This is a genomic window from Acetobacterium wieringae (genome assembly GCF_001766835.1).
Lineage (GTDB): Bacteria > Bacillota > Clostridia > Eubacteriales > Eubacteriaceae > Acetobacterium > Acetobacterium wieringae.
Genome location: NZ_LKEU01000039.1, coordinates 119,335 through 140,547, shown reverse-complemented (window position 1 = coordinate 140,547; position 21,213 = coordinate 119,335). Strand labels below are relative to the sequence as shown.

Sequence of the window (21,213 nt, the reverse complement as noted above, 5' to 3'; positions counted from 1 at the left end):
TTTTCTCATCTTTTTCAACACATTGATTGCTTTGCCGTTCCGTTTCCCTTCCGTCTTCATGAAGTCTATCTGTTTCTTACCGCCGAATTCTCTGAGCTCTAAATCTTTTTCATTTCGCAATTACCTACAATAGTAAATTAAAATCCGTTTACTTACTGTTCGTAATATTATTGATAATACCATAAAAATATGATGAACGTCTGAAATATCGAAAAAATCAAACATGTTTTCTGAAATAGTGTTGAGTATCAGATGTCATAATGCTATTATTAATTCAACATAGAATGATTTGATTCATTATTTTAATATAAATAGTTCAGAGTTAAAACAGATTGATGATTGGAGAAAATGAATGAAAAAAGGGTACCTTTCACAGTATTTCAAAGCAGTGGCTCAAAAAGAACTGAGCGCAGTGGAAGTGGATAAAGCGACCAGTAATCAACACGAATTTAATGGGGCTGTTGCTCTGAAAAGAATTTTTGGGGCGACACGAAAGGTTTATCCGGCCCATTTTATCTATTTGAATGATACTGATGAATGGCCGAACGTTGAGGAGGGTTTTTTGACCTGGTATGATGCCAGGGAAAATGATCCGAAACGTTCTGAATACAGGTTGTATTATTCGACTACTGAGGCATTTTCCCAGGCTTCTACCGGGGATACTCTTTTTCTGGCATTAAGACCTGATGATCATGTATTGGTAATTTTTACCGAAAAAGACTCAACAATTGAAAATCAGATCAGATGGCTCTTCGGCCTCGAAGAACCTGCTGAATCGGACTATTCTGTCAGAGCAGACTTTGATAAGGAACATAACCGTCTTGATTTCACTTCAAAATACATTCTGGAGCAGATAGGCATTACCATTGAAGAAGATGGCGAACAGTATCTGGAGCTGATCCTTGAAAAGTTCAATGGCACCTTTCCGAAAACAAGGGTATTTTCTGAATTTTCCCGGTCTACAGTAAATATGAATCTGGGAGAAAGCCCGGATGAGCTTATTGTTAGCTGGATGGAGCGTGAAGAAATGCTTTTCCGGACTCTGGAGAAGTATTTGATAAGGGAGCGACTTAAAACCGGATTTGAAGACGATGTGGATGCATTTATCAGTTTTTCGCTATCAGTGCAGAATCGACGTAAGAGTCGTGCAGGAAGTGCACTGGAAAACCATGTGGAGTGTCTGTTGCAGAACAGAGGAATACAATATGATAGGACAAAAAAAACGGAGAATAACTCGAAACCGGATTTTATTTTTCCATCAATCGACGCCTACCATAATCCCGATTTCAGCACAGATCTACTAACCATGCTTGGTGCAAAAACAACCTGTAAGGATCGCTGGCGACAGGTACTGCCGGAAGCAGAGAGGATTGCACATAAGCATCTGATTACCATGGAAGCTGCAATCAGTGAGAATCAGACGGATGAAATGATCTATAATAATGTCCAGCTGGTAGTGCCCAGACCGCTGCATCAGACTTTCAACACAAAACAGCAGGCCTGGCTGATGGATGTCAATCAATTTTTTGAGTTTGTAGAAGAACGGCAAAGGTAGATAGAAAAATTTATACCCAGAATATATTATAAATTGAGATATTGTTTGCATTTTAAAGGAGGTCCCCATGTCCCTATTCACCCCCAACACCACCCCCATCTTCTTAAAAGAAGATTCCGATACCAGCCAGCAGATTGCCCGGCTTAAAGAACTCCATGCCCAGGCCACCGGCAAGCTCAAAGATGATATTGCCCGGGAGCTATCCCTGGTCAGCTATGGCGAAGTCGGTGAGAAAAACATTGCCTTTGAACTGAAAAACTCCGGTATGCCGATGTGCATTATCCACGACCTGCATCTCCAGCATGAAGATCTGACCGCCCAGATTGACTATGTCGTGGTCACCCGGAAGCTGGTCTTTTTTATCGAATGCAAGAACCTTTATGGCAACATCGAGATTGATAACCAGGGCAATTTTGTCCGCAGCTATCCCTGGAATGGCCGCACGGTTAGAGAAGGGATCTATTCACCGATTACCCAGAACCAGCGGCATCTGGAAGTGTATCGGCAGCTCCGGCTGGCAAAAGCCACCAATCCGATCAAGCGCCTTGGTTTTCAGAGTGGCTTTGACAATTTTCATCAATCAATAGTCGTGCTGGCCAATCCCAAGACGGTGTTAAATGCCAAGTATGCCAAAAAAGATGTCAAGGATCGGGTGATCCGGGCCGATCAGCTGATTAACCATATCAAGAATCAGAATAAAAAGTCAAAAGAATTGGCTTCCAGTGAAAAAGCGATGCAAGCCTGGGCAGAAAAAATTCTAGCTTTGCATCAGCCACTGGCCAGCGACTACACCCAAAAATATGAAGCCATCCTGACGGGAGTAACGGTAGCCGCCCCGGCACCACCTAAGACGTGCAGTGCCCCGCTACCGGAAAGCGAAAAAGCGGCGGTTCGGGAGACCGATGACGTAACTTACACCGTGTCATCACCGCAAAATGACGATCTGATTGCCCGTCTTAAAGCCTATCGACTGGCCACCAGCCGGAAAGAAAACGTCCAGGCCTACGTGGTTTTCAATAATCAACAGTTGGAGAATCTGATCACCCAAAAACCAAAAACACTGGCCGACTTACAGCGGTTACCGGGTTTTGGGCCGGTTAAAACTGAAAAGTATGGTCCCGCTATTCTGGCAGTGATCAATCCGGCTAAACAGTACGATGAAAAACCACCCAAGGCTGACCAAAACCCACGTTGGTCACCATCTCAGCTAGTCGGCGAAAAAGTCAATCACCAGAGTTTCGGGACCGGTACCGTCAAAAGTGTCAGCCGCCATGAAATTATCATCAAGTTTCCAGCAACTGCCCGTAGTTTTGCTTTTCCGGACGTCTTTGAAACCACCATCTGGCTGACAAACCCGGCCCTGCAACAGAAAGTGGAAGCACTGATTGGTGTCTCAAAAGGGTGAAAAAGCCCATTTCAAATCTCCCCCGAACTGTCGCGCTAAGCCCGAAACAAACGGGCAGGCATTTCCATAAGACCTGGCATTTCTCAGGTGGTTAAAAAAGGTGAAGAAAATGAATAAGATTATCGAAATTGGTAAACGACACGTTACGGTGATGGCTGACCCAAAAGCTACCAGCGACTCAATTATCTATCTCCACATGGCGGGGGCGGAGCTATCCGATCTGGCCGTTAAACAAGCGGGTGTAGATGCGGTTCTGGTGGCCATCGACCAGGTCGATTGGAATCGCGAGTTGTCGCCCTGGCCCGCCCCAAGAGCTTTCAAGGGCGGCGCAGATTTCGGCGGCGGGGCCGATGCCTATCTGACGGAACTGACCGAAACGATCATCCCGGCGGTGGAAGCAAGCCTCGGTTTGACGCCAGCCTGCCGGGTGCTGGCCGGGTATTCCCTGGCCGGTCTGTTTGCCCTCTATGCTATCTATCGGACTGATCTGTTTACCCGGGTCGGGTCGATCTCCGGATCGCTATGGTATGATGGCTTTGGGGATTTTATCTTAAAGAATCAGCCGCTACAGATACCGGAACGGGCGTATTTTTCGCTGGGCGATAAAGAAAAGATCACCCGCAATAGCCGTCTGGGGGTGGTGGAAGACCAAACCATCGCCGCCGAACAGCAGCTTTGCAGCCTGGGAGCAGAGACCATTTTTGAACTAAACCCCGGCAACCATTTTGACGACGCCCGGGGTCGCCTGGCCAGGGGGCTGCAGTGGCTGGTATAAAATAGGTAATGAATCCGAATAAAACCGCACCCCCATATGAGCATTTTATCACCGTTTCTTACACCATCGGGATCACGAAACTGGCGGGCCCGGAAGGGGCCGGGGACGGTTTACTGGAGCTTGACCTTGTCAAAGTCACTGAGTTGTCGCGAGTGGAAGTAGGGCGTATCAAAACAAAAAGCACGGTCTCTGATCCAGTTGGGAACCGGGATTTGTAAAAGCTGGAGCTGATGATCAATGATCGCAAAAATAATCGTCAGATAGTGGCGTTCGGATTTGTCCAGGGCAGCAATTTCAAGCGGCCCGGCGTAAAAAAATAAGAAGGAGATCCTATTGGCCTATGCAGCCAACGGCGTGGCCCTGCCAGCGTCAATGGGATTTCCCTTTATTGTGGTGGCCGAAGATAAACTGGGCTATAAGTGGGCCCGCTGGGTCACTGAAATTGAACTGTCCAGTGATGAAAACTACCGGGGTTTTTGGGAAAAGCGGGGCTATGACAACGACGCCACCGTGAATTAAAAAGCCTGTCAGCCCGGCCCACATTATGGTAGAATAGAACCAACTATTCAAATTTATGGAAAGCGGGTTGCAATGGAAGACCATAACACCGTCGGAACAAAAAAAATAACGCCAGTGGGGCACTTCAATGGGGCCAATTTCGGGATAAGGAACTGGAAAAAGCCTTTTATAATGCCGAAATTGCCAGGAATATCAATTATGTGTCGTTTACCATTCTCATAACCGCCATGGTTTATTTTTCGTTTATCATCCCGGAGTATTTTCTGATCACTGCGGCCGATGCTTTCAGGGCGGTCTTTATCAGTCGCAGTGTTGTGCTGGCCGCCATGCTTGTTTTGTATTTCAAAGTCAGGCGGGTCACCCGCTATGAATCGCTGATCTATTGGTTTACCGGACTGGAAATCATGATTGCCATGTCGTTTATTTATATCTCCAACCAAATTCCCAACCCGAATATCCTGATTCAGGCCTTTGGCGTGATGATTATTATTCTGGCTGTTTTTTTGATCAATAACCGGTGGCTTTTTTCTATTTTTACAGCGCTGTTTGTCAGCATCGGCTATTTCGTCTTTGTCAGCGTCAGTTTTACCGCAATCAATCGGTCTGATTTTCTGGCTGCGATCATTCACATCGTGATCGTCATTGTGCTAAGCAGTATTTCGTCCTACAGTGTCAATTATTATAAACGAATCCAATATCTGCATACCATTGAATTGATAAAAATGGCCGAAACCGATGCCTTGACCGGGATCGATAACAAAGCCAAATTTAATCAGGAATATGCCCGACTGGCGAACAGTATCGCCGACACCGACCGGAATCTGGCCGTGATCATGTTTGATATTGACGATTTTAAAGCCATCAACGACCGTTTTGGGCATCTGATCGGCGATCAGGTTTTGCAGGAACTGACCGGGATCGTCCGGCGCAATCTCAATCAAAGCGATCTTTTTGCCAGATGGGGTGGGGAAGAGTTTGTCATCATTCTCCCGGACAGCCAGCGCGAGGCGGCGATGGTAGTGGCTTGGCGGCTCCAGAAGATTATCGCCGAACACCGCTTCGAAACCGCCGGCCAGGTTACCTGCAGTTTCGGGGTGGCGGCCTTTAAAAATGGCGATAATCTGGATACGGTTTTGCACCGGGTCGATGAACGCTTGTATCTGGCGAAAAAGCTGGGCAAAAACCGGGTCGAATAGTCCCGGTTCGGCCATCGCTGATGGCTACCTGTAAGATGGATAGGTACCTGACCGCAACTTATCAACATATTGCAAAAAACGAATTAAGTCAGCTAATATAATAGCTAATTATTGACAAAAACACTCGTATCAGCTAATATATTAACTATGAATATAGAATTTTTAACTCAAAAAACACCCCTCGAAATCGGTATATTAATTGCCCGGCGAATTCGCAGCATCCGTAAACGGCAGAAGCTGTCACAGGAAAGACTGAGTGAAAAATCAGGGGTCAGCCTGGGTTCGCTGAAACGGTTTGAACGCAGTGGGGAAATCTCATTATTATCCCTGACAAAAATCGCTATTGCCTTAAACTGTGAAGATGAACTGATTAACTTATTTGCGGAGCAACCTTTTTTATCCATCCAGGAGGTAATCGATGAACAGGATTAAAAAACTGACGGTTCGGTATCATGATCGGCCTGTGGGGGTCATGGCACTTTACCAGAATCGGCAGGTAGCTTTCGAATATACCAAAGAATGGTTGTCTGATGGCTTTTCGATCAGCCCATTTTCACTGCCACTGGTGCAGCGTGTCTTTATTCCCAAGGTTGATCCCTTTGAAGGCTTATTTGGAGTGTTTGCGGATAGTCTTCCGGATGGCTGGGGGCGGTTGCTGGTTGATCGGTTGTTATTAAAAAATCATATCAATCCCTTTGAAATCAGTAGTCTGGATCGTTTGGCCATCGTTGGTTCATCGGGGATGGGCGCATTGACCTATGAACCGGTTCATCACTTTGATTTATCGAATCCGGCCGTTGATCTTGATGAAATTGCAGCTGAGTGTGCAAAGATGCTCATAACGGACGATTCGGATAATCTGGATGATCTCTTCAGTCTTGGCGGTTCTTCCGGCGGGGCCAGACCGAAGATCTTAACAAAGATCAATGATATCGATTGGATCATCAAATTTCCTTCATCAGAAGATATAAAAAGCATTGGGGTCCAGGAATATCGATATTCTTTGTGTGCCAGAGAATGCGGTATTGAGATGGAGGAAACAAAGCTCTTTACCTCAAATACTGGTCCGGGATATTTTGGCACCCAAAGATTTGACCGAAAACAGGACGAACAGGGTAAGAAAAAACGGATTCATATGCTTTCAGTAAGTGGGATGCTGGAAACTTCCCATCGTATCCCCAATTTGGATTACAACATTCTGATGAAATTGACGCTGGAATTGACAAAAGATTTTTCTGAGGTTGAAAAGATGTATCGGCTGATGTGTTTCAATGTTTTTGCCCATAATCGCGATGATCATTCGAAGAACTTCACGTTTCTTTATGATGAAAAAAAACAGGGCTGGATTCTTTCACCCGCTTATGATTTAACGGATAGTGTTTCGATTGGCGGCGAACATGCCACCTGCGTTAATGGCAACGGTAAAAATCCAGGGTTTAGCGATATTTTGGAAGTCGCCAGGAAAATTGGGATCAAGGATCAAAAAGCAAAAGATATTGCCACAGCCATAAAAGATATCGTTGCCGCTTACCACTTGTGTGACAAAAACAGATGAGTCAGTGATGCTCCGGCAACGGTCAGCATTGATCCCGAACAGATTTACCAGCGATTTGAAAAAATCCTGGGCTTTTGAAGGCTGACGGTGCCTGCCATCAATTTATACATGATTCCGGCCACGATGACCCATGAACTGGCACATCAGTGTGGTTTTATGTATGAAGATGAGGATAATTTCATCGCCTATCTGGCCTGCCGGCAGCAGGACGATCCCATAATTCTGACAGTGCCTGACGACAACTTATTAACTTAAGTCAGCACAGCATTTTGGTGGGTAAGTTGAAGTTAGATCTTGAGGGTTTGACTAGTGAACCAGCAATTTAATAATTTAATTTTAAATGAAATGCGGCTAATCTATAAAATAGCCGCATTTCATTTAAAATAATACTGATAATAACCGGCGTTCTGGGTATAATTGGCTTATGGAGTGAGGGCAAATGAAAAAAGAACTACAAATACCTGAAGATAAAAAAATCATTAATACAAAAGAACTACAAAAACTGGGATTTAGCTACTACAAAATTAATAAATTTGTTGAAGAAGGTAAGCTCAACAGGTTGAATAAAAGTAACTATGAAAATTGCAATTTCAACGGCGAAGTTTCAGATTTAATCTATGTTTATGCTTATGCGCCAACTGGTGTTATTTGCCTGATGAGCGCCGCGGTATATTATGGTTTGTCCAATTATCGGCCGGATTCAATTGATGTTGCCTTACCGAGGAAAAAAAACATCACAACTTTACCAGACTGGCCAACATTCAATTTATATTACTTCCAGAAAGAACGTTATGAAACTGGAATTCTTGAGCAATGGACAGGAGAAAATAGATTTAAGATTTATGACATTGAAAAAACGGTGGTAGATATTATTTATTACCGTAACAAGATAGGGATTGAAGAAACTAAAGAAATATTGACCAAATATTTAAAAAAAGAAGATCGCAACATCAATAAACTATATCGTTATGCCGAACGTTTAAAGTGTAGTGATGTTTTAAAAACCTATCTGGAGGTGCTGATTTGATAAATGCAGAATCCATAATATCTAATCCAATCAATTTCAGGTTGGGGCGGCCAGAAACAGCTTTGAAAATGCCGTTTTTTTAGAAGACCAACGCCCAGCCGCTTCGTTTTATGAACAACTAAAGGATGACCGCTTTAAAACCGGTCTGATGGAATTAGTTGAGTATGGTTTATATCGCAATGCTAAATATTATGGCAAGCCCTATCGAAAATCGTCATTCTCCCTGTATCAAAAGTATTCTTATGAAGATGTGTGTCGTTTGTTAGAGTGGGAAAAAGGCGGCCTTTAAAAATGGCGATAATCTGGATACGGTTTTGCACCGGGTCGATGAACGCTTGTATCTGGCGAAATAGCTGGGCAAAAACCGGGTCGAATAGCCCCGGTTCGGCTATCGATGATGGCTACCTGGATGAGCTCTGCACCGAAGGTCGGGATGCTGATGACTAAACCCGTTTCAGACCATCCGGGTCAAGATAAACCTGTCGGGCCCGGAAGGGGCCGGGGACGGTGTACTGGAGCTTGACCTTGTCAAAGTCACTGAGGTGACGCGAGTGGAAGTAGGGTTCATCAAAACAAAAAGCGCGGTCTCTGATCCAGTTGGGAACCGGGATTTGTAAAAGCTGGAGCTGATGGTCAATGATCGCAAAAATAATCGTCAGATAGTGGCGTTCGGATTTGTCCAGGGCGGCGATATCAAGTGGCACGGATAGACTCTCCAGAAAAGCCGGGTCTTTTGATAACAGCAGCGCTGCCTTGGTGGTGATGTTCAAGGTTTTACACAGCAGGGCGGCATCAGTAAAATCCTTGGCTGGCTCGGGCCGTGCGGCAAGAATCTTCATCGCCAGCAGTTGTTCGGCTTTGGGCTTTAAGATTTTCAAGTTGGAATAGGTTTTGAAGGTTTCCAGTTCTTCGGCGATAATCGACTTTAGCGGTTCTTTAATTTCATCATTGATCCAGCCATCAGAAAGGTCAAAAACAAACTGGGTATTTTTCAGGATATGTTCCAGCAATTTGTCATTGGCCAAGCTGAACACGCAGTCGATATCTTTGGTGGCCGGGCGATTATCAAACACCATGGTCATAATACATCCACCGTAAATGGTCAGTTCCAGTTGCATCGCATTTTCCTTAAGCTGCTGGTTCAGGTAGTCGAATATTTCCAGCAGTTTGCTTTTATCCAGCAGTCCGATATTAGGGTGAGCATCCATCGTATTACCTCCAAGACAAGCGGAGTCCGCTTTTAGTGATAATATTATACCATACGTTATGGCCAAAAACCCTTGATAATGAAAATGGATATTGAGATATTAACTAGTCAATCTTAAACTATATCAAAGGGGGGCATCATGAAAAAATTTTTATCGCTGCGATGGCTCGTTATCTTACCGGGAGTGGTGGCCTATCTGCTTAATCAATATGCCCAATATCATCCAAACTGGGCGGAACAATACAGCCGGACAGCATATCCGATAGTATCAAATGCCGTGGGTTTTTTACCTTCGCTGGTAAAATTTTCGGTCAGTGAATGGCTGGCGGTCGCGGTTTTATTATTTTTGCCAGTATACCTTGGTTATTATCTGCACCAGGTTATCATCAGTAAAGGTGACCGGGGGATGGCCGTTTATCGTGCTAGTTTGGGTATCGTTGCGATGGCCAGCGTGATCTATTTTTGTTTTACTCTCTTGGGGGGCTTGAATTATTATCGGGATTCTTTCTTAGCCTATACCCCATATCATGAGGAGACCTACAGCGAGGAGGAACTGGTGAAACTGTGTCAATCACTTGCCGATGAAATGGGACAGACAAGAGAAAAAATCGATGAAAATCATGACCTGATGCTAAATGCTCCCGATGATTTTTTTTATTATGCACAACAATCGGTGTTGTCGATGCAGCTGTTGGCAAAGCAGTATCCGATTTTGGAGCGGTCGTTATACTCAACACCAAAACCAGTGGTCATGTCAAAACTGATGTCGCGGGCCGGGATAATGGGTATTTTTATCCCGTTTACGCTGGAATCGGATATTAATGCGGATCTGCCAGTTTCGATGATACCGGCCACGATGACCCATGAACTGGCCCATCAGTGTGGTTTTATGTATGAAGATGAGGCGAATTTCATCTCCTATCTGGCCTGCCGGCAGCAGGACGATCCCATGATCCGTTATAGTGGACTTTTTCAGGCCTTTGATTATTCCATCTCGGCGCTTGCAAAAGTTGATGAACAAAAGGCCCTGGCGATTATCTCCAGTCTGCCCGAGCAAGTGCGGCAGGATATGATAGAGCGCGATCAGTATTGGTCTAAATATGAGGGTATCGTTTCAGATGTTTCAAATAATGTTAATGATGCCTATCTGAAGGCGAATAACCAGACCGATGGGGTGAGCAGCTATCATAAAATGGTCAATCTGTTGCTGGCAGAACAGCGCTATAAATGGGTCAATGACTATGATCCTTCCCCAGATATTTTATAAGATTAAAAGGAGATGCAATGAACTTTACAACCTTTTATTTTAGCGGCACCGGCAACACCCGCTGGGCTGTCCGGGAATTTGCCAGAATCGTCGGGGAAAAAGGCCATCAGGCCGAACAGGTATCCATCGATATCCAGACCAGCCTCACAGATGTAGAGCTCCGGGGGATGATCGCCCAAGCCGATGCCATCGGTTTTGCCAACCCCATCTACGGTGGCGACATTCCCCCGATCATGGGGGCCTTTATAAGCCGGGTGGTGGGCTTGGTCAGGCCGCAGAAAATGGCCAAAAGCGCCTATGCCATCAACACCTATGGTTATGTCAACGCTTTTGGCCCCACCGAGATGCAAAAGCTGCTGGCCGGATCGGGTCTGACCCTGTCGGCCTATGTGAATATTCGGCTTTGCAATAATGTCACCAGCAGCAAACCGCTGGACCGGGCCAAGCTGGCTAAGCGGATGGTAAAGGATCAAAAGGAACTGGAGCGCCTGGTCGATTGCCTGATGGCCGGTCGCAAGCGGATCAAAGGCCACGGGCCGCAACTGCTGATTGGGGCGATGATCCGCAAAAAAGTCCCCGAAGCAATTGCCAAATTTTATCAGACCCTCGGCGTCGATGGGGCCAGCTGTACCCGCTGCATGGCCTGTGTCGAGAACTGCCCCACCGGCAGCATCCGGCTAACGGGCAACCGGTTTGTTTTTTCATCCGGCTGCACGGCCTGCATGCGCTGCTATAATTTTTGTCCCAACGGCGCCATCACCATCGACGGCGTTCTTACCGATCCCCAGAAGTTCCCCCGCTATCAGGGCCCGGAGGCCTAAACTTTAGGTGATGCGGCCCGCCAGCGACGGCGCTGCATTTTGGTTTTTGTCCGCCATCGTAATCACCCGCCCTGCTACCTGAAACGATAGAAACCACCAAACCGGGGTATATACGGTTAAAGAAGAATCGAAATCAAACTATCTTTTGGGAGAAAGAGGGGAAACGATGAAACAGCATGACCAGAACTTTTTGTTAAAACGGATTACCAAAAAGAAAAACACCGGGGCTCAGGCCGCGACGATGACCCCCAAAGTCAAAAAAGGCTGGCGCCGACGGCCAGCCGAAGCAGACTATCTGGAGATGATGGTGGAGTACAATTCCGAGGCGATGGCGCTGCTGCTTAAAACTGCAGCGGGCTGGGTCTATTGCCATAACAACTGGGAGCACGAAAAACTAACCGGTTACAGCCAGAAAGCGATTCGCAATCAGCCTTTAAAAACCGTGCTCGGGGAAGCCTATTTTAAGGTTTATGAAAAAAACGCCGACGATTGCCTAAAAAGCGGAAAAACCATTCTCTTTAAGGCCAAGGCCTGCTGGAATGGGCAAATCAGAGAGCGGATGTGCCGGATGACCCCGGTTTCCGGTGCTACCCAGGACTATATTGTGGTGACAGAGCTAAATACCACAGTGATTAAGGACTGGATGGCAAAAAACCATCTGGCCACGACCCGCTTTGATGCGATGTTTCAGACCCACACCGCCACGATGCTGCTGATTGAACCGGCGTCCGGGCGGATTGTCGAGGCCAACCCGGCGGCCCTGGCCTTTTACGGCTATAGCCTGGAGGAGATCACGGCCATGACCATTGACCAGATCAACACCCTGTCTAAGGCGGCGGTTGATGCGCTGCGCCACCAGGCCTTAGCGGGGCAGCAGCGGTACTTTTTATTTCCCCATCGGCTTAAAAACGGCGAAATCCGGATGGTCGATGTCCATTCCAGTCCGCTGGAGCTTGACGGTCAGCCCTATCTCTTTTCGGTGATCACCGACGCCACCGAACGGGAACAGAACGCGGCCGCCCTTTATCAGGAAAAGGAGCGTTACAAAACCACCATGGAGGCCATCCATGACGGGGTCATAACCACCGATGCCAAAGGCAGCATCAGCACTCTCAATCCGGCGGCTGAGCAGGCCTGCGGCTGGCAATGCATAGAGGTGCTGGGTAAACCCTTTGAGGCGATTTTTCGGATCTGTCATGAATATACAAGAGAGCCCCTGACCGGGCTTGTGGCCGGGGTGCTGGCAGACGGCCAGAGCATCGAAATCACCGCGCCAACCGTGCTGTTTAAAAAGGATGGCGAGATGATTCCCATCGAAACCAGCATCGCCCCGATCCGCAGCCAAAACGGCAGCATCGGTGGGGTGGTCATGGTCTTTCGGGATATTACCCTGTCCCGGGAAAAGAAACGCCGCATTGAATATTTAAGCTATCACGATGAGCTCACCGGCCTTTACAATCGGCGCTTTTATGAGCAGTATTTCAGCCAGAAAGAGATCAAACTGATCCATCCGATGGCTTTTGTGATGGGCGATGTCAATGGCCTGAAGATGACCAACGACGTCTTTGGTCATACCATCGGCGATCTGCTGCTTAAGGATATTGCCAGGACCCTTAAGCGCACCGCCGGTGCCCGCCATCAGGTGATCCGCTGGGGTGGCGATGAATTCATGATTGTGATGCCTGGCTCGGACTTAAAGGATGCCGAAGTGCTGGTCAGACAGATTAAGGAGCAGCTGAAGGACATCTGCATAAACGGCACCATTGAAGCCAGTGTCTCGTTTGGGATGGCGCTCAAACAGAGCCGGGATGATGAACCCGGGCCGGTCCTTAAAAAAGCCGAGGAAATGATGTATCAGATCAAGCTGCTCGAAAGCAAAAGCATGCGGGGCACCACCATCAACGCCCTGCTGGCCGCCCTCGATGAAAAACGGTCCGAAACCAAGGCCCATACCCTGCGCCTGTCCGATCACGTCATGAAGCTGGCCGAGCGGCTTAGCCTGAACGTTGAAGCCAAAAACCGCCTGATTCTCTTGACGATGCTCCATGATATCGGCAAAGTGGGGATTCCCGATCACATCCTTGGCAAGCCCGGCCGCCTCACCGAGGAAGAATGGCAGATCATGCAGACCCATTCGGAAATCGGCTACCGGATCGCCGCCAATGTGCCGGAACTCCATGTCGTCACCGAGGAAATCCTCCATCATCATGAAAAATGGGACGGGTCTGGCTATCCTTCGGGGCTCAGTGGTGAGAAGATCCCGCTCAACAGCCGCATTCTGGCCGTCGTCGATGCTTATGATGTAATGACCCATGATCAGGTTTACCAGCCCGCCCGTTCCCATGAAGACGCCATCCGGGAATTACGTGCTCAGTCCGGCAGCCAGTTTGACCCCCGGCTGGTCGACCGTTTTATTGACCAGGTATCCCACTGGTGAGGATAACAAAGACATCCCTGATGTTAATGAATGAAAAAAGTATCAGTTAAGGAAAAGTGCGGATTGCTGCTGTAAAAAAAGCGGCCTGCACATTGTCGATCAGGTAATTGTTTGTTATAATAAATAAATCAGAAAACCCCGTAGAACACCAGTCCTTGGATGAACGGTTTTAGGGGGTTTCTTTTTCGCTGTAAAAAACGCTAACAGCGCCCCAAAAGCAACCGCAAACGTGGTCTGATGGCCGTGTTGGCGGGAAAATAAACGAACGCAACCGTCATTTCAGGGGGCAGCTCAACAAAAGGAGGGCTTAATTTGCTTAAAAACGAAGACTTTATTCAGGAGTTTGTTGAAGAAGCCCGGGATCATCTCGAAAATTTTGAACGGATATTATTGCACGATCTGGCTGATATCGGTGCCGAACAGATCAATGATGCGTTTCGTGCGATTCATAGTATTAAGGGCACCGCCGGTTTTTTTGGCCTGGACCAAATTGTTGCTATTGCTCATGCGATGGAAACGATCCTGGACTTCGTTAATCGCAAAAAGGTTACATTTAGTGATGCTGAAATTGACTTATTGCTGGAAGCCCGCGATCGCTTAAACGTGCTGGTCAATGATGTCAAGCACAGCGACAGCTATCCTATCGAAGATATTCTGGCCCGTCTGGAGCTTACCGCAGCTGATTTTACAAACCAGGCGGGCCAACAAGCGGTGCCGGTTGCGATCGAACAGCCGCAGCTTAGCAGTCATTTTTTCGCTGTTTTTGATTTTAATCTGAAGATTCAGGAACAGATCGCCGCATTTAGAAAAACAGGCTATCATATTTATGGCATCGAAATGGCGCTGACTGATGACTTCCTCAGTCACAGCGGTGGCAGTTGCGCAATCACCGCCAATTTAACGTCCGTCGCCAAGGTGCTGGTGATGATCAGCCCGAATGGCGAACCGCTTAACGTTGATGATCTGAAAGCGGGAAAATACAACCATCAGCTGATCCTGATCCTGGCTGCCAGTATCCTCGAAGCCAGCCTTTTTATCCAGGTGCTCGGCGTACCGGCAAATGCAGTTAATGTTCTGCCCGAAGACTCTCAAAGTGATGTGCTGGCGCCAGCGCTTGAAACCGGCAGTGATGATGACGGCCATAACGCCATGCCCATGGAGCGGGGCGCAACGGAAATCAATGAGGGCGCCGAGAGTCTCCGGGTCAATGTTAAGTTGCTGGATGATTTAATGAACATGGCCAGCGAACTGGTTTTAGCCCGAAACCGGCTATTGACCCTGCTGGAACCCGAAAAAAAACGGATCCCCGGGCTGCCGCCGGTGCTTGCGAATGTTGACCGCTTAACAAGCAGCATTCAGGAGAAAATTATGCTGACCCGGATGCAACCGGTGGGCACCCTCTTTAACCGCTATCCGCGCTTGATCCGCGACCTGTCCAAAAAGCTGAATAAGAAGCTGGAGCTGAAAATTGAAGGCGGCGAGGTTGAACTGGATAAGTCGATTCTCGAAGGCTTAAGTGATCCGCTGGTGCATCTGGTCCGCAATGCCGCCGATCATGGCATTGAAAGTGCGGCGCAGCGCCAGCAACAAGGCAAAAATGAAATCGCCACAATTACCCTGAAGGCCAGTTATGAAGGCAGTGTTGTCAACATTGAAGTGGGGGATGATGGCAGCGGCCTTGATTTTGCCCGGATCGCCACAATCGCCCGCAACAAAAAGCTCTATCCCGAAAACGAACCCAACCGCTTCAGCGAAAAAGAGCTGATCGAGGTGTTATTCAATCCCGGCTTTTCAACCGCCGATCGCTTAAGTGAGGTCTCCGGTCGCGGGGTTGGTCTCGACGTGGTGCGGACGAATCTCGACAAACTGGGCGGCAGTATTGACATCGCCAGCCAGCCTGGTCGTGGCACCACGATCAAATTGACGATGCCCTTAACGGTTTCCATTATCCAGTCATTGGTGGTTGCGTCAAACGGGATCAAAATGGTGATTCCTCAGGCCGATGTTCAGGAGACCATCAAGCTAAAAAATACCGCCCGGGATCAACAAATTGAGGCGATCAATGGCAAGTATTTTTATCGACTGCGCAATCAACTGCTGCCGGTTGTCTACCTGAGTGAGCTATGGAATCCCGACCAGTCGGGCCGGATCGCCCAGGATCATAAGATTGTCGTGCTGAAACTGGGGTCGCTGCGCTTTGGCTTGCTGGTGGAAGTGTTAATTGGCAACGAGGAAACGCTGATCAAGCCGTTGCCGGGGATCCTTAAAGCATGTGGCATTTATTCCGGCTTGACGATCATGGGCGACGGCAAGGTGGCCCCGATTCTGGACATCGCCGGGATAGCCCGAAAAATGGCACTCGTCAGTGACAGCCAACCACAAACGCAGCGGAATCACAGCGAACAACCAGTCGCGGCTGCTGATAACAGCGAAGATTTTGTATTATTCAGGGCTTCGGGAACGGAAATCCTGGCTCTGAATATCGCCCTGATCAAACGCATCGATAAGATCAAAAAAAGCGAGCTTGCGCACATTGGTGAGCGCACCTACATTAACCGCGGCAACCAGCCCTTACCGGTGATCCGGCCGGAGGATTATCTGGCCATTAACCGCGGTGCCGATGACGGCGACGACTATTATGTCATCACCCCCAAGGGGGTGCCGATCGGTATTTTAGCCACTGAAATTATCGAAAATGTTCATTTTGAGCCCGTCCTGGATTCCCGCCAGTGTACCATGCCGGGGACACTGGGAGCGGCAGTCTGTGACGAAAAAATGATCTTAATCATCAATCTTTATACATTATTGGAAGCGGTTGAAGCGGATCACGGGGAGGTGAGGGATGATGAAAGTGCTCTCGTTTAAATCAGGAAATAATCTGTATGGCATTGAAACCCGATATGTTAAAGAAATCAATCGCCAGCCGGAAATAACTGCCCTGCCGCTCGCGCCGGAGGTGGTCGCCGGGTTTTTGAATCTGCGTGGTCAAGTCGTCAGTTTGCTGGATTTTGAGAAGCTGTTGGGGTGCCCGACCGATCATCCCAAAAAACATGCGATTGTGCTTAAAAAAGAGCCGGGCGAAGTGGACGTGATGGCGCTGCTGGTAGAACAGGCAACCGATGTGATTGACGTTCCCGAAGCGCTGTGTGAGCCGCCGACACCCTATTTAGCCAATGAGTACGGTGCGACGATTAAAATGATTGCCAAACTGGAGCAGCAACTGCTGATTATTATTGATAAAGAGAATCTATTTGAAGTATTTAGTTTAAATAAAACGAGGTGTTAAATGTTAAAATATTTTGATAATGCAAAAATGCGAACCAAGTTAATCATCTTTTTTATCCTGACCGGGCTAATCCCGATCGCCATTATTTCCGGTTTGGCCTATAACCAGGCCCGTAATAGTCTGGTTACGATGAAACTCCAGGAAATGGAATTATACTCTAAAGACACCCAAAACCGCTTTAGCCAGGATTTTGCCGACAAAGCTTTTTATACCAGCAATATTTTATCTAATCTGGCGACGGTCGAAAATCTGCTGACGGCCTATCAGACCGCCGATAGCCCTGCGGAACTCCGGCAAACCGCTTATGCCCACGTCGATACCGGGCTGACACCCCAGCAGACCGCCTATCAAATTGAAAGCATTTATATTACCGACGCGGCCGGCAATTGTATTTATGCCTCAGGTCAATTCAAGCAGACTCTGGAAGGGACTAATCTGGCGTCACGCGATTACATCAAGACCTCAATGCAGGGACAGAGCAGCATCACCCCGGTCGAATATTCGAAGGTCATCGATAAATATTTTGTGACCCTGTCGGCGCCCTTTTACAGCTCCCAAAATGACGCCATTATCGGCACCGTGAATTCGCTCGTTTTAATGGACAGTGTTGAAGCAACCCTCAATCAGGGGATCGGCGATCTCGGAGCAACTGCCAACATTTATCTGGTCGATCAGGCCGGGTTGCTCAACACGAATCCCCATCTGGAGGGTGACACGGAGGCCACTGCCTTCACGACGACGATCACCACGGAAGCGCTTAAGCAACTCGAGGATGATTTTGACAGCGACAACAGTGATTTCCGGTACGCCGGGATGTACCGGGATTATCAGGACGAAAAGGTTCTGGGAACGGCGACCTTTGTCACGATCGGCGCCACTAAACTGGGGATGATCATTGAGGTCAGCGAAGCTGAAGCCTTAGCACCGGTTAGAAATTTGCAGATAATGATGGTATCGGTGTTATTACTGGCCATTGCCGCTTGTGCCGTGATTGTGACGCTCCTATCCAGACGGATTACCAGCCCGCTGCAGACCGTCTCCAAGCTGATGGACGAAGCCGGGCAGGGAAACCTGGCGGTGCGCGGGGAGTTTTCTAGCGGTGATGAAATTGGCAAACTCTGTACTGATTTTAATCAGCTGGTCGAAAAAATCGGTGGGTCACTACAAGAGATCGTCGAGGCCACCGACGTCTTAAACGAATCCGCTGATGCGATGGATCGGGTCGCCAGCACTATCGCTGTCGGCTCCGAGGAAACCAGTGCCAAAATCAATGTTGTCAGTGCTGCCGTCGAAGAAATCTCGGCCAGTATGGAACAGTCAAATGCAACCCTGCTGACCACCGTCGATAATACCAATCAAATCGCCGCGTCCATCGAAGAAATCAGTGGTACCACCCGGAATCTGGCCGCCGCTTCACAACAGACGGCAGCCACCGTGAATCAGGCCATTTTATTGATGGGGCAAATTTTTGAAAGCATCCGCGCGGTCTCAACGTCGGCCGAAAATGTCAACGCCGAAGTCACTACCGTGGTTGAAGCGGTCAAAGAAGTGAATCTGTCGGTCAATGAAATTAACAAGAGCTGCGAAAAATCGTTGACGATCACCCAGGTGGCCGACAATGAAGCCAAAAACACCGCTGAAATCATTCGCAATCTCAATCTGTCTTCCAAAAAAATCAATAAAATCATTAAGATCATTGATGATATTGCCGACCAGACCAACATGCTGGCCCTGAATGCCGCTATCGAAGCGGCGGGCGCCGGCGAAGCCGGTAAGGGCTTTGCCGTGGTTGCCAATGAGGTCAAAGAACTGGCCAAGCAAACATCCGAAGCGACCGATGAAATCGCCGATCAAATCGAAGGGATGCAGGAAAATATGGAACAGGCGGTTGCGGCCGTGGCCCGGATCAATGATGTCGTCGACGAAGTGACGACGATCACGACCGTCATTGCCACCGCCGTTACCGAACAAAGTGCCACCACCCAGGGGATTTCCGAAGCGGCGATCCGGGCCTCAGCGCGACTCGACACGATCACTGCTGAAATCAGAGAAATCGATGAAAAAGCCGGCGAAGTCAAACGCGGCGCCGAAGAATCCGGTCTGGCCGTCAGTGAAATTGCCAAAAGCACCGCCGAGCTGGCGCGCGCCGCGGATGACGCCGCCGTCAACACCGAAAGAGCCTCCGTCAGCATGGTCCAACTCAGTCGCGCGACCGATGAAACGGCCAAGGGCGCGGTCGAAATCTCCCGCAGTGTTCAGGAGATTAATAAAGCCTCGGAAGAAATCAGCGAAGGGGCTTCAAAGACCTCAATTGCCGCCAATCGCCTTGTCGATCTGTCGCTTAAACTGGGCGAGTCTGTTTCGCAATTTAAATTTTAAATGATCGCCAGACAACTTTTACGGCTGGTCACGAAAGGAGTGTCCCGATGGTCGCTTTGTCACAACAGGAATATCAGCTGTTTCAGCGCTATATCGCCGCCAAATGCGGAATTGCGCTTGATGAGTCCAAGGCTTATCTGGTCGAATCACGGCTGGCAAAGCTTTTGATTGACTCGCAGTGTGACAGTTTTGCTGAACTTTTTGCGCTGCTGGAAAGCCATTCCGACGCCAATATTGAAACTCGGGTCATCGATGCCATTACCACCAACGAAACCTATTGGTTTCGCGACCCAGGCTCGTGGCAGATGCTCAGCAAGCACTGGCTGCCGCAAAATATAGCCGCACTGCAAGCCCGAAAAAATGGAAAAATACGGGTCTGGAGTGCCGCCGCATCAACCGGACAGGAAATCTATTCGCTGATCATCCTGATCAGTGAGTATCTGAAGAATAATCACATTACTGCGGTGTCGCTCGATGATTTTGAGTTTCTGGCGACCGATATTTCCACCCATGTCTTATCGATTGCCAGACGCGGTCATTATGACCCGATCACGATCATGCGTGGCCTGAAACCGGAGCTTCGCGATGCCTATTTCAGTCGCGCGGGAAGCTCATGGGTATTAAACGAAGACTATCGCAAACGCGTTCGCTTTGAGCCCTTTAACCTGCAAAACAGTTTTATGCTACTGGGTAAATTTGACCTGGTCTTCTGCCGCAATGTGCTGATCTATTTCACCGAGGCCCTGCGTAGCGACATTTATAAAAAGACCGCCCAGGTGTTAAAACCGCAAGGCCTGCTGCTAATCGGTGCCGCCGAGATTTATTATCCGATGGATGATTATTTTCAAAAAAACATCACCAGTGATGGGACATATTTTACGGTCAAGGAGGAAGCGAAATGAAAATGTTGACGATTGACGATTCGGCCGTCGTCAGAAAGATTATTGCGGCGGCAGTGGTGGCCCTCGGGCACGAATGCCGGGAGGCGGAATCCGCTCAGGATGCCCTGAATCTGCTGGAGGGGCCAGAAAAAATTGAATTGATCTTTCTGGATTGGAATATGCCGGGGATGAATGGCCTGGAATTTTTAAAAACGATCAAACAGGATGACCACTTCAAACATATTCCGGTCGTGATGGTGACCACCGAAAATATGCCCGAGAGTGTGATTGAAGCCGTTAAAGCCGGGGTGACCCACTATATCACAAAGCCCTTTTCGATTGAAGAACTGATGAAAAAGATTATCGAGAGTTTGGGCGGGGAGGTAAATTAATGAATGAGCAACAGGATATCAGGCAATATGACGTGCTGCCCGGCGAGGTTTTTGTCGCCGCCTTATTGGAAACGGTCGAGCAGATGAGTGGCTTTGTTTTGAACGAAGTTAAAAATGAAATCAGCACCGCTCCGGAAGCCGGGCAAACCCATGAAATTATTGGCGCAATGGTGCTGCAGGGCGAGCAGGCGATGCTGCTGACGCTGGAAACCAACAAAAATAGTGCCGCCCCGCTGGTTTCCTTTATGACTGGAATTGAAGCCGCCGCCCTCGACGCAGAGCTGCTTAATGACGGGATTACCGAATTGATCAACATGGTCGGCGGTTCGGCCCGGGCCCGTCTGGAAGCGACCAATTATAAATTTGTTTTATCGGTGCCCTTTACCCTGGTTGGTGACGGCGTCAAAGTTGTGGTTAAAAAGCGCACCGACAGCTTTGTCGCCAGACTGGTTTGCGACGAGATTGAGCTGCTGTTGAGGGTTTATAAATTATCATGAGTGCGGAGCAGATA

At 48.2% G+C, this 21,213-nt stretch carries 21 protein-coding genes; 20 read left to right on the top strand and 1 reads right to left on the bottom strand.

Features of this window, described 5'->3' with window-relative positions; all coding sequences use genetic code 11:
* The first annotated feature begins 352 nt into the window (after positions 1–352).
* From ACWI_RS15295 to ACWI_RS19085, 11 genes are all read left to right on the top strand, one after another.
* Positions 353–1,555, top strand: a complete 1,203-nt coding sequence (locus ACWI_RS15295; protein ID WP_070372313.1) for a type II restriction endonuclease — start codon at positions 353–355, stop codon at positions 1,553–1,555.
* A 67-nt stretch (positions 1,556–1,622) separates the two neighbouring features.
* Positions 1,623–2,960: an HRDC domain-containing protein gene (locus ACWI_RS15290; RefSeq protein ID WP_070372312.1), complete on the top strand. Its 1,338-nt coding sequence runs from the start codon at positions 1,623–1,625 to the stop codon at positions 2,958–2,960.
* A gap of 109 nt (positions 2,961–3,069) precedes the next feature.
* The gene (locus ACWI_RS15285) at positions 3,070–3,735 is read left to right on the top strand and encodes an alpha/beta hydrolase (RefSeq protein ID WP_070372311.1); all 666 of its coding nucleotides are present in this window, start codon (positions 3,070–3,072) and stop codon (positions 3,733–3,735) included.
* A gap of 8 nt (positions 3,736–3,743) precedes the next feature.
* Positions 3,744–3,953, top strand: a complete 210-nt coding sequence (locus ACWI_RS15280; protein ID WP_070372310.1) for a hypothetical protein — start codon at positions 3,744–3,746, stop codon at positions 3,951–3,953.
* A 115-nt stretch (positions 3,954–4,068) separates the two neighbouring features.
* A complete protein-coding gene (locus ACWI_RS15275; protein ID WP_070372309.1) occupies positions 4,069–4,254 on the top strand; it encodes a molybdopterin-dependent oxidoreductase in 186 nt (61 codons plus the stop codon).
* 200 nt (positions 4,255–4,454) lie between these two features.
* Positions 4,455–5,450, top strand: a complete 996-nt coding sequence (locus ACWI_RS15270; RefSeq protein ID WP_070372308.1) for a GGDEF domain-containing protein — start codon at positions 4,455–4,457, stop codon at positions 5,448–5,450.
* Positions 5,451–5,597: 147 nt separating this feature from the next.
* Positions 5,598–5,882, top strand: coding sequence for a helix-turn-helix domain-containing protein (locus ACWI_RS15265; RefSeq protein WP_070372307.1), 285 nt, complete (start codon positions 5,598–5,600; stop codon positions 5,880–5,882).
* Complete coding sequence (locus ACWI_RS15260) at positions 5,869–7,005, top strand: type II toxin-antitoxin system HipA family toxin (RefSeq protein ID WP_070372306.1); 1,137 nt, start codon at positions 5,869–5,871, stop codon at positions 7,003–7,005. The genes ACWI_RS15265 and ACWI_RS15260 overlap by 14 nt, the downstream gene beginning before the upstream one ends.
* An 87-nt stretch (positions 7,006–7,092) precedes the next feature.
* Entirely contained in the window at positions 7,093–7,260 is a 168-nt protein-coding gene (locus tag ACWI_RS19570; protein ID WP_084633741.1) for a DUF3810 family protein, read from the top strand.
* Between the two features lie 184 nt (positions 7,261–7,444).
* Entirely contained in the window at positions 7,445–8,032 is a 588-nt protein-coding gene (locus tag ACWI_RS15255; RefSeq protein ID WP_070372305.1) for a type IV toxin-antitoxin system AbiEi family antitoxin domain-containing protein, read from the top strand.
* 291 nt (positions 8,033–8,323) lie between these two features.
* A complete protein-coding gene (locus ACWI_RS19085) occupies positions 8,324–8,479 on the top strand; it encodes a hypothetical protein (RefSeq protein WP_175440958.1) in 156 nt (51 codons plus the stop codon).
* Here the strand turns inward: ACWI_RS19085 and ACWI_RS15250 are convergent.
* Entirely contained in the window at positions 8,476–9,240 is a 765-nt protein-coding gene (locus ACWI_RS15250; protein ID WP_070372304.1) for a DUF6036 family nucleotidyltransferase, read from the bottom strand. The two genes, ACWI_RS19085 and ACWI_RS15250, sit on opposite strands and share 4 nt — an antisense overlap.
* A 138-nt stretch (positions 9,241–9,378) precedes the next feature.
* Between ACWI_RS15250 and ACWI_RS15245 the strand changes: the two genes are divergently transcribed.
* From ACWI_RS15245 to ACWI_RS15205, 9 genes are all read left to right on the top strand, one after another.
* Positions 9,379–10,506, top strand: coding sequence for a DUF3810 domain-containing protein (locus ACWI_RS15245; protein ID WP_070372303.1), 1,128 nt, complete (start codon positions 9,379–9,381; stop codon positions 10,504–10,506).
* A gap of 17 nt (positions 10,507–10,523) precedes the next feature.
* Entirely contained in the window at positions 10,524–11,327 is an 804-nt protein-coding gene (locus ACWI_RS15240) for an EFR1 family ferrodoxin (protein ID WP_070372302.1), read from the top strand.
* A gap of 166 nt (positions 11,328–11,493) precedes the next feature.
* Positions 11,494–13,764, top strand: a complete 2,271-nt coding sequence (locus ACWI_RS15235; protein WP_070372301.1) for an HD domain-containing phosphohydrolase — start codon at positions 11,494–11,496, stop codon at positions 13,762–13,764.
* A 312-nt stretch (positions 13,765–14,076) separates the two neighbouring features.
* Positions 14,077–16,629, top strand: a complete 2,553-nt coding sequence (locus ACWI_RS15230) for a chemotaxis protein CheA (protein WP_070372300.1) — start codon at positions 14,077–14,079, stop codon at positions 16,627–16,629.
* Positions 16,607–17,050 (top strand): chemotaxis protein CheW, encoded by a 444-nt coding sequence (locus ACWI_RS15225; RefSeq protein WP_070372299.1) that lies wholly within the window; start codon positions 16,607–16,609, stop codon positions 17,048–17,050. Before ACWI_RS15230 ends, ACWI_RS15225 begins: the two co-directional genes overlap by 23 nt.
* Positions 17,051–19,429 carry a methyl-accepting chemotaxis protein gene (locus tag ACWI_RS15220; RefSeq protein ID WP_070372298.1) on the top strand — a complete coding sequence of 793 codons (2,379 nt, stop codon included), beginning with the start codon at positions 17,051–17,053 and terminating at the stop codon, positions 19,427–19,429.
* 47 nt (positions 19,430–19,476) lie between these two features.
* Entirely contained in the window at positions 19,477–20,331 is an 855-nt protein-coding gene (locus tag ACWI_RS15215) for a CheR family methyltransferase (protein ID WP_070372297.1), read from the top strand.
* Complete coding sequence (locus ACWI_RS15210; RefSeq protein ID WP_070372296.1) at positions 20,328–20,702, top strand: response regulator; 375 nt, start codon at positions 20,328–20,330, stop codon at positions 20,700–20,702. The genes ACWI_RS15215 and ACWI_RS15210 overlap by 4 nt, the downstream gene beginning before the upstream one ends.
* The gene (locus ACWI_RS15205) at positions 20,702–21,199 is read left to right on the top strand and encodes a chemotaxis protein CheX (RefSeq protein ID WP_070372295.1); all 498 of its coding nucleotides are present in this window, start codon (positions 20,702–20,704) and stop codon (positions 21,197–21,199) included. The genes ACWI_RS15210 and ACWI_RS15205 overlap by 1 nt, the downstream gene beginning before the upstream one ends.
* Positions 21,200–21,213 lie beyond the last annotated feature (14 nt).

Bases quoted from the DNA above. Each gene is read 5' to 3' on its own strand.
- ACWI_RS15295 (WP_070372313.1), top strand. From the start codon at position 353: ATGAAAAAAGGGTACCTTTCACAGTATTTCAAAGCAGTGGCTCAAAAA.
- ACWI_RS15290 (WP_070372312.1), top strand. From the start codon at position 1,623: ATGTCCCTATTCACCCCCAACACCACCCCCATCTTCTTAAAAGAAGAT.
- ACWI_RS15285 (WP_070372311.1), top strand. From the start codon at position 3,070: ATGAATAAGATTATCGAAATTGGTAAACGACACGTTACGGTGATGGCT.
- ACWI_RS15280 (WP_070372310.1), top strand. From the start codon at position 3,744: ATGAATCCGAATAAAACCGCACCCCCATATGAGCATTTTATCACCGTT.
- ACWI_RS15265 (WP_070372307.1), top strand. From the start codon at position 5,598: ATGAATATAGAATTTTTAACTCAAAAAACACCCCTCGAAATCGGTATA.
- ACWI_RS15260 (WP_070372306.1), top strand. From the start codon at position 5,869: ATGAACAGGATTAAAAAACTGACGGTTCGGTATCATGATCGGCCTGTG.
- ACWI_RS15255 (WP_070372305.1), top strand. From the start codon at position 7,445: ATGAAAAAAGAACTACAAATACCTGAAGATAAAAAAATCATTAATACA.
- ACWI_RS19085 (WP_175440958.1), top strand. From the start codon at position 8,324: ATGGCGATAATCTGGATACGGTTTTGCACCGGGTCGATGAACGCTTGT.
- ACWI_RS15250 (WP_070372304.1), bottom strand. From the start codon at position 9,240: ATGGATGCTCACCCTAATATCGGACTGCTGGATAAAAGCAAACTGCTG.
- ACWI_RS15245 (WP_070372303.1), top strand. From the start codon at position 9,379: ATGAAAAAATTTTTATCGCTGCGATGGCTCGTTATCTTACCGGGAGTG.
- ACWI_RS15240 (WP_070372302.1), top strand. From the start codon at position 10,524: ATGAACTTTACAACCTTTTATTTTAGCGGCACCGGCAACACCCGCTGG.
- ACWI_RS15235 (WP_070372301.1), top strand. From the start codon at position 11,494: ATGAAACAGCATGACCAGAACTTTTTGTTAAAACGGATTACCAAAAAG.
- ACWI_RS15225 (WP_070372299.1), top strand. From the start codon at position 16,607: ATGATGAAAGTGCTCTCGTTTAAATCAGGAAATAATCTGTATGGCATT.
- ACWI_RS15220 (WP_070372298.1), top strand. From the start codon at position 17,051: ATGTTAAAATATTTTGATAATGCAAAAATGCGAACCAAGTTAATCATC.
- ACWI_RS15215 (WP_070372297.1), top strand. From the start codon at position 19,477: ATGGTCGCTTTGTCACAACAGGAATATCAGCTGTTTCAGCGCTATATC.
- ACWI_RS15210 (WP_070372296.1), top strand. From the start codon at position 20,328: ATGAAAATGTTGACGATTGACGATTCGGCCGTCGTCAGAAAGATTATT.
- ACWI_RS15205 (WP_070372295.1), top strand. From the start codon at position 20,702: ATGAATGAGCAACAGGATATCAGGCAATATGACGTGCTGCCCGGCGAG.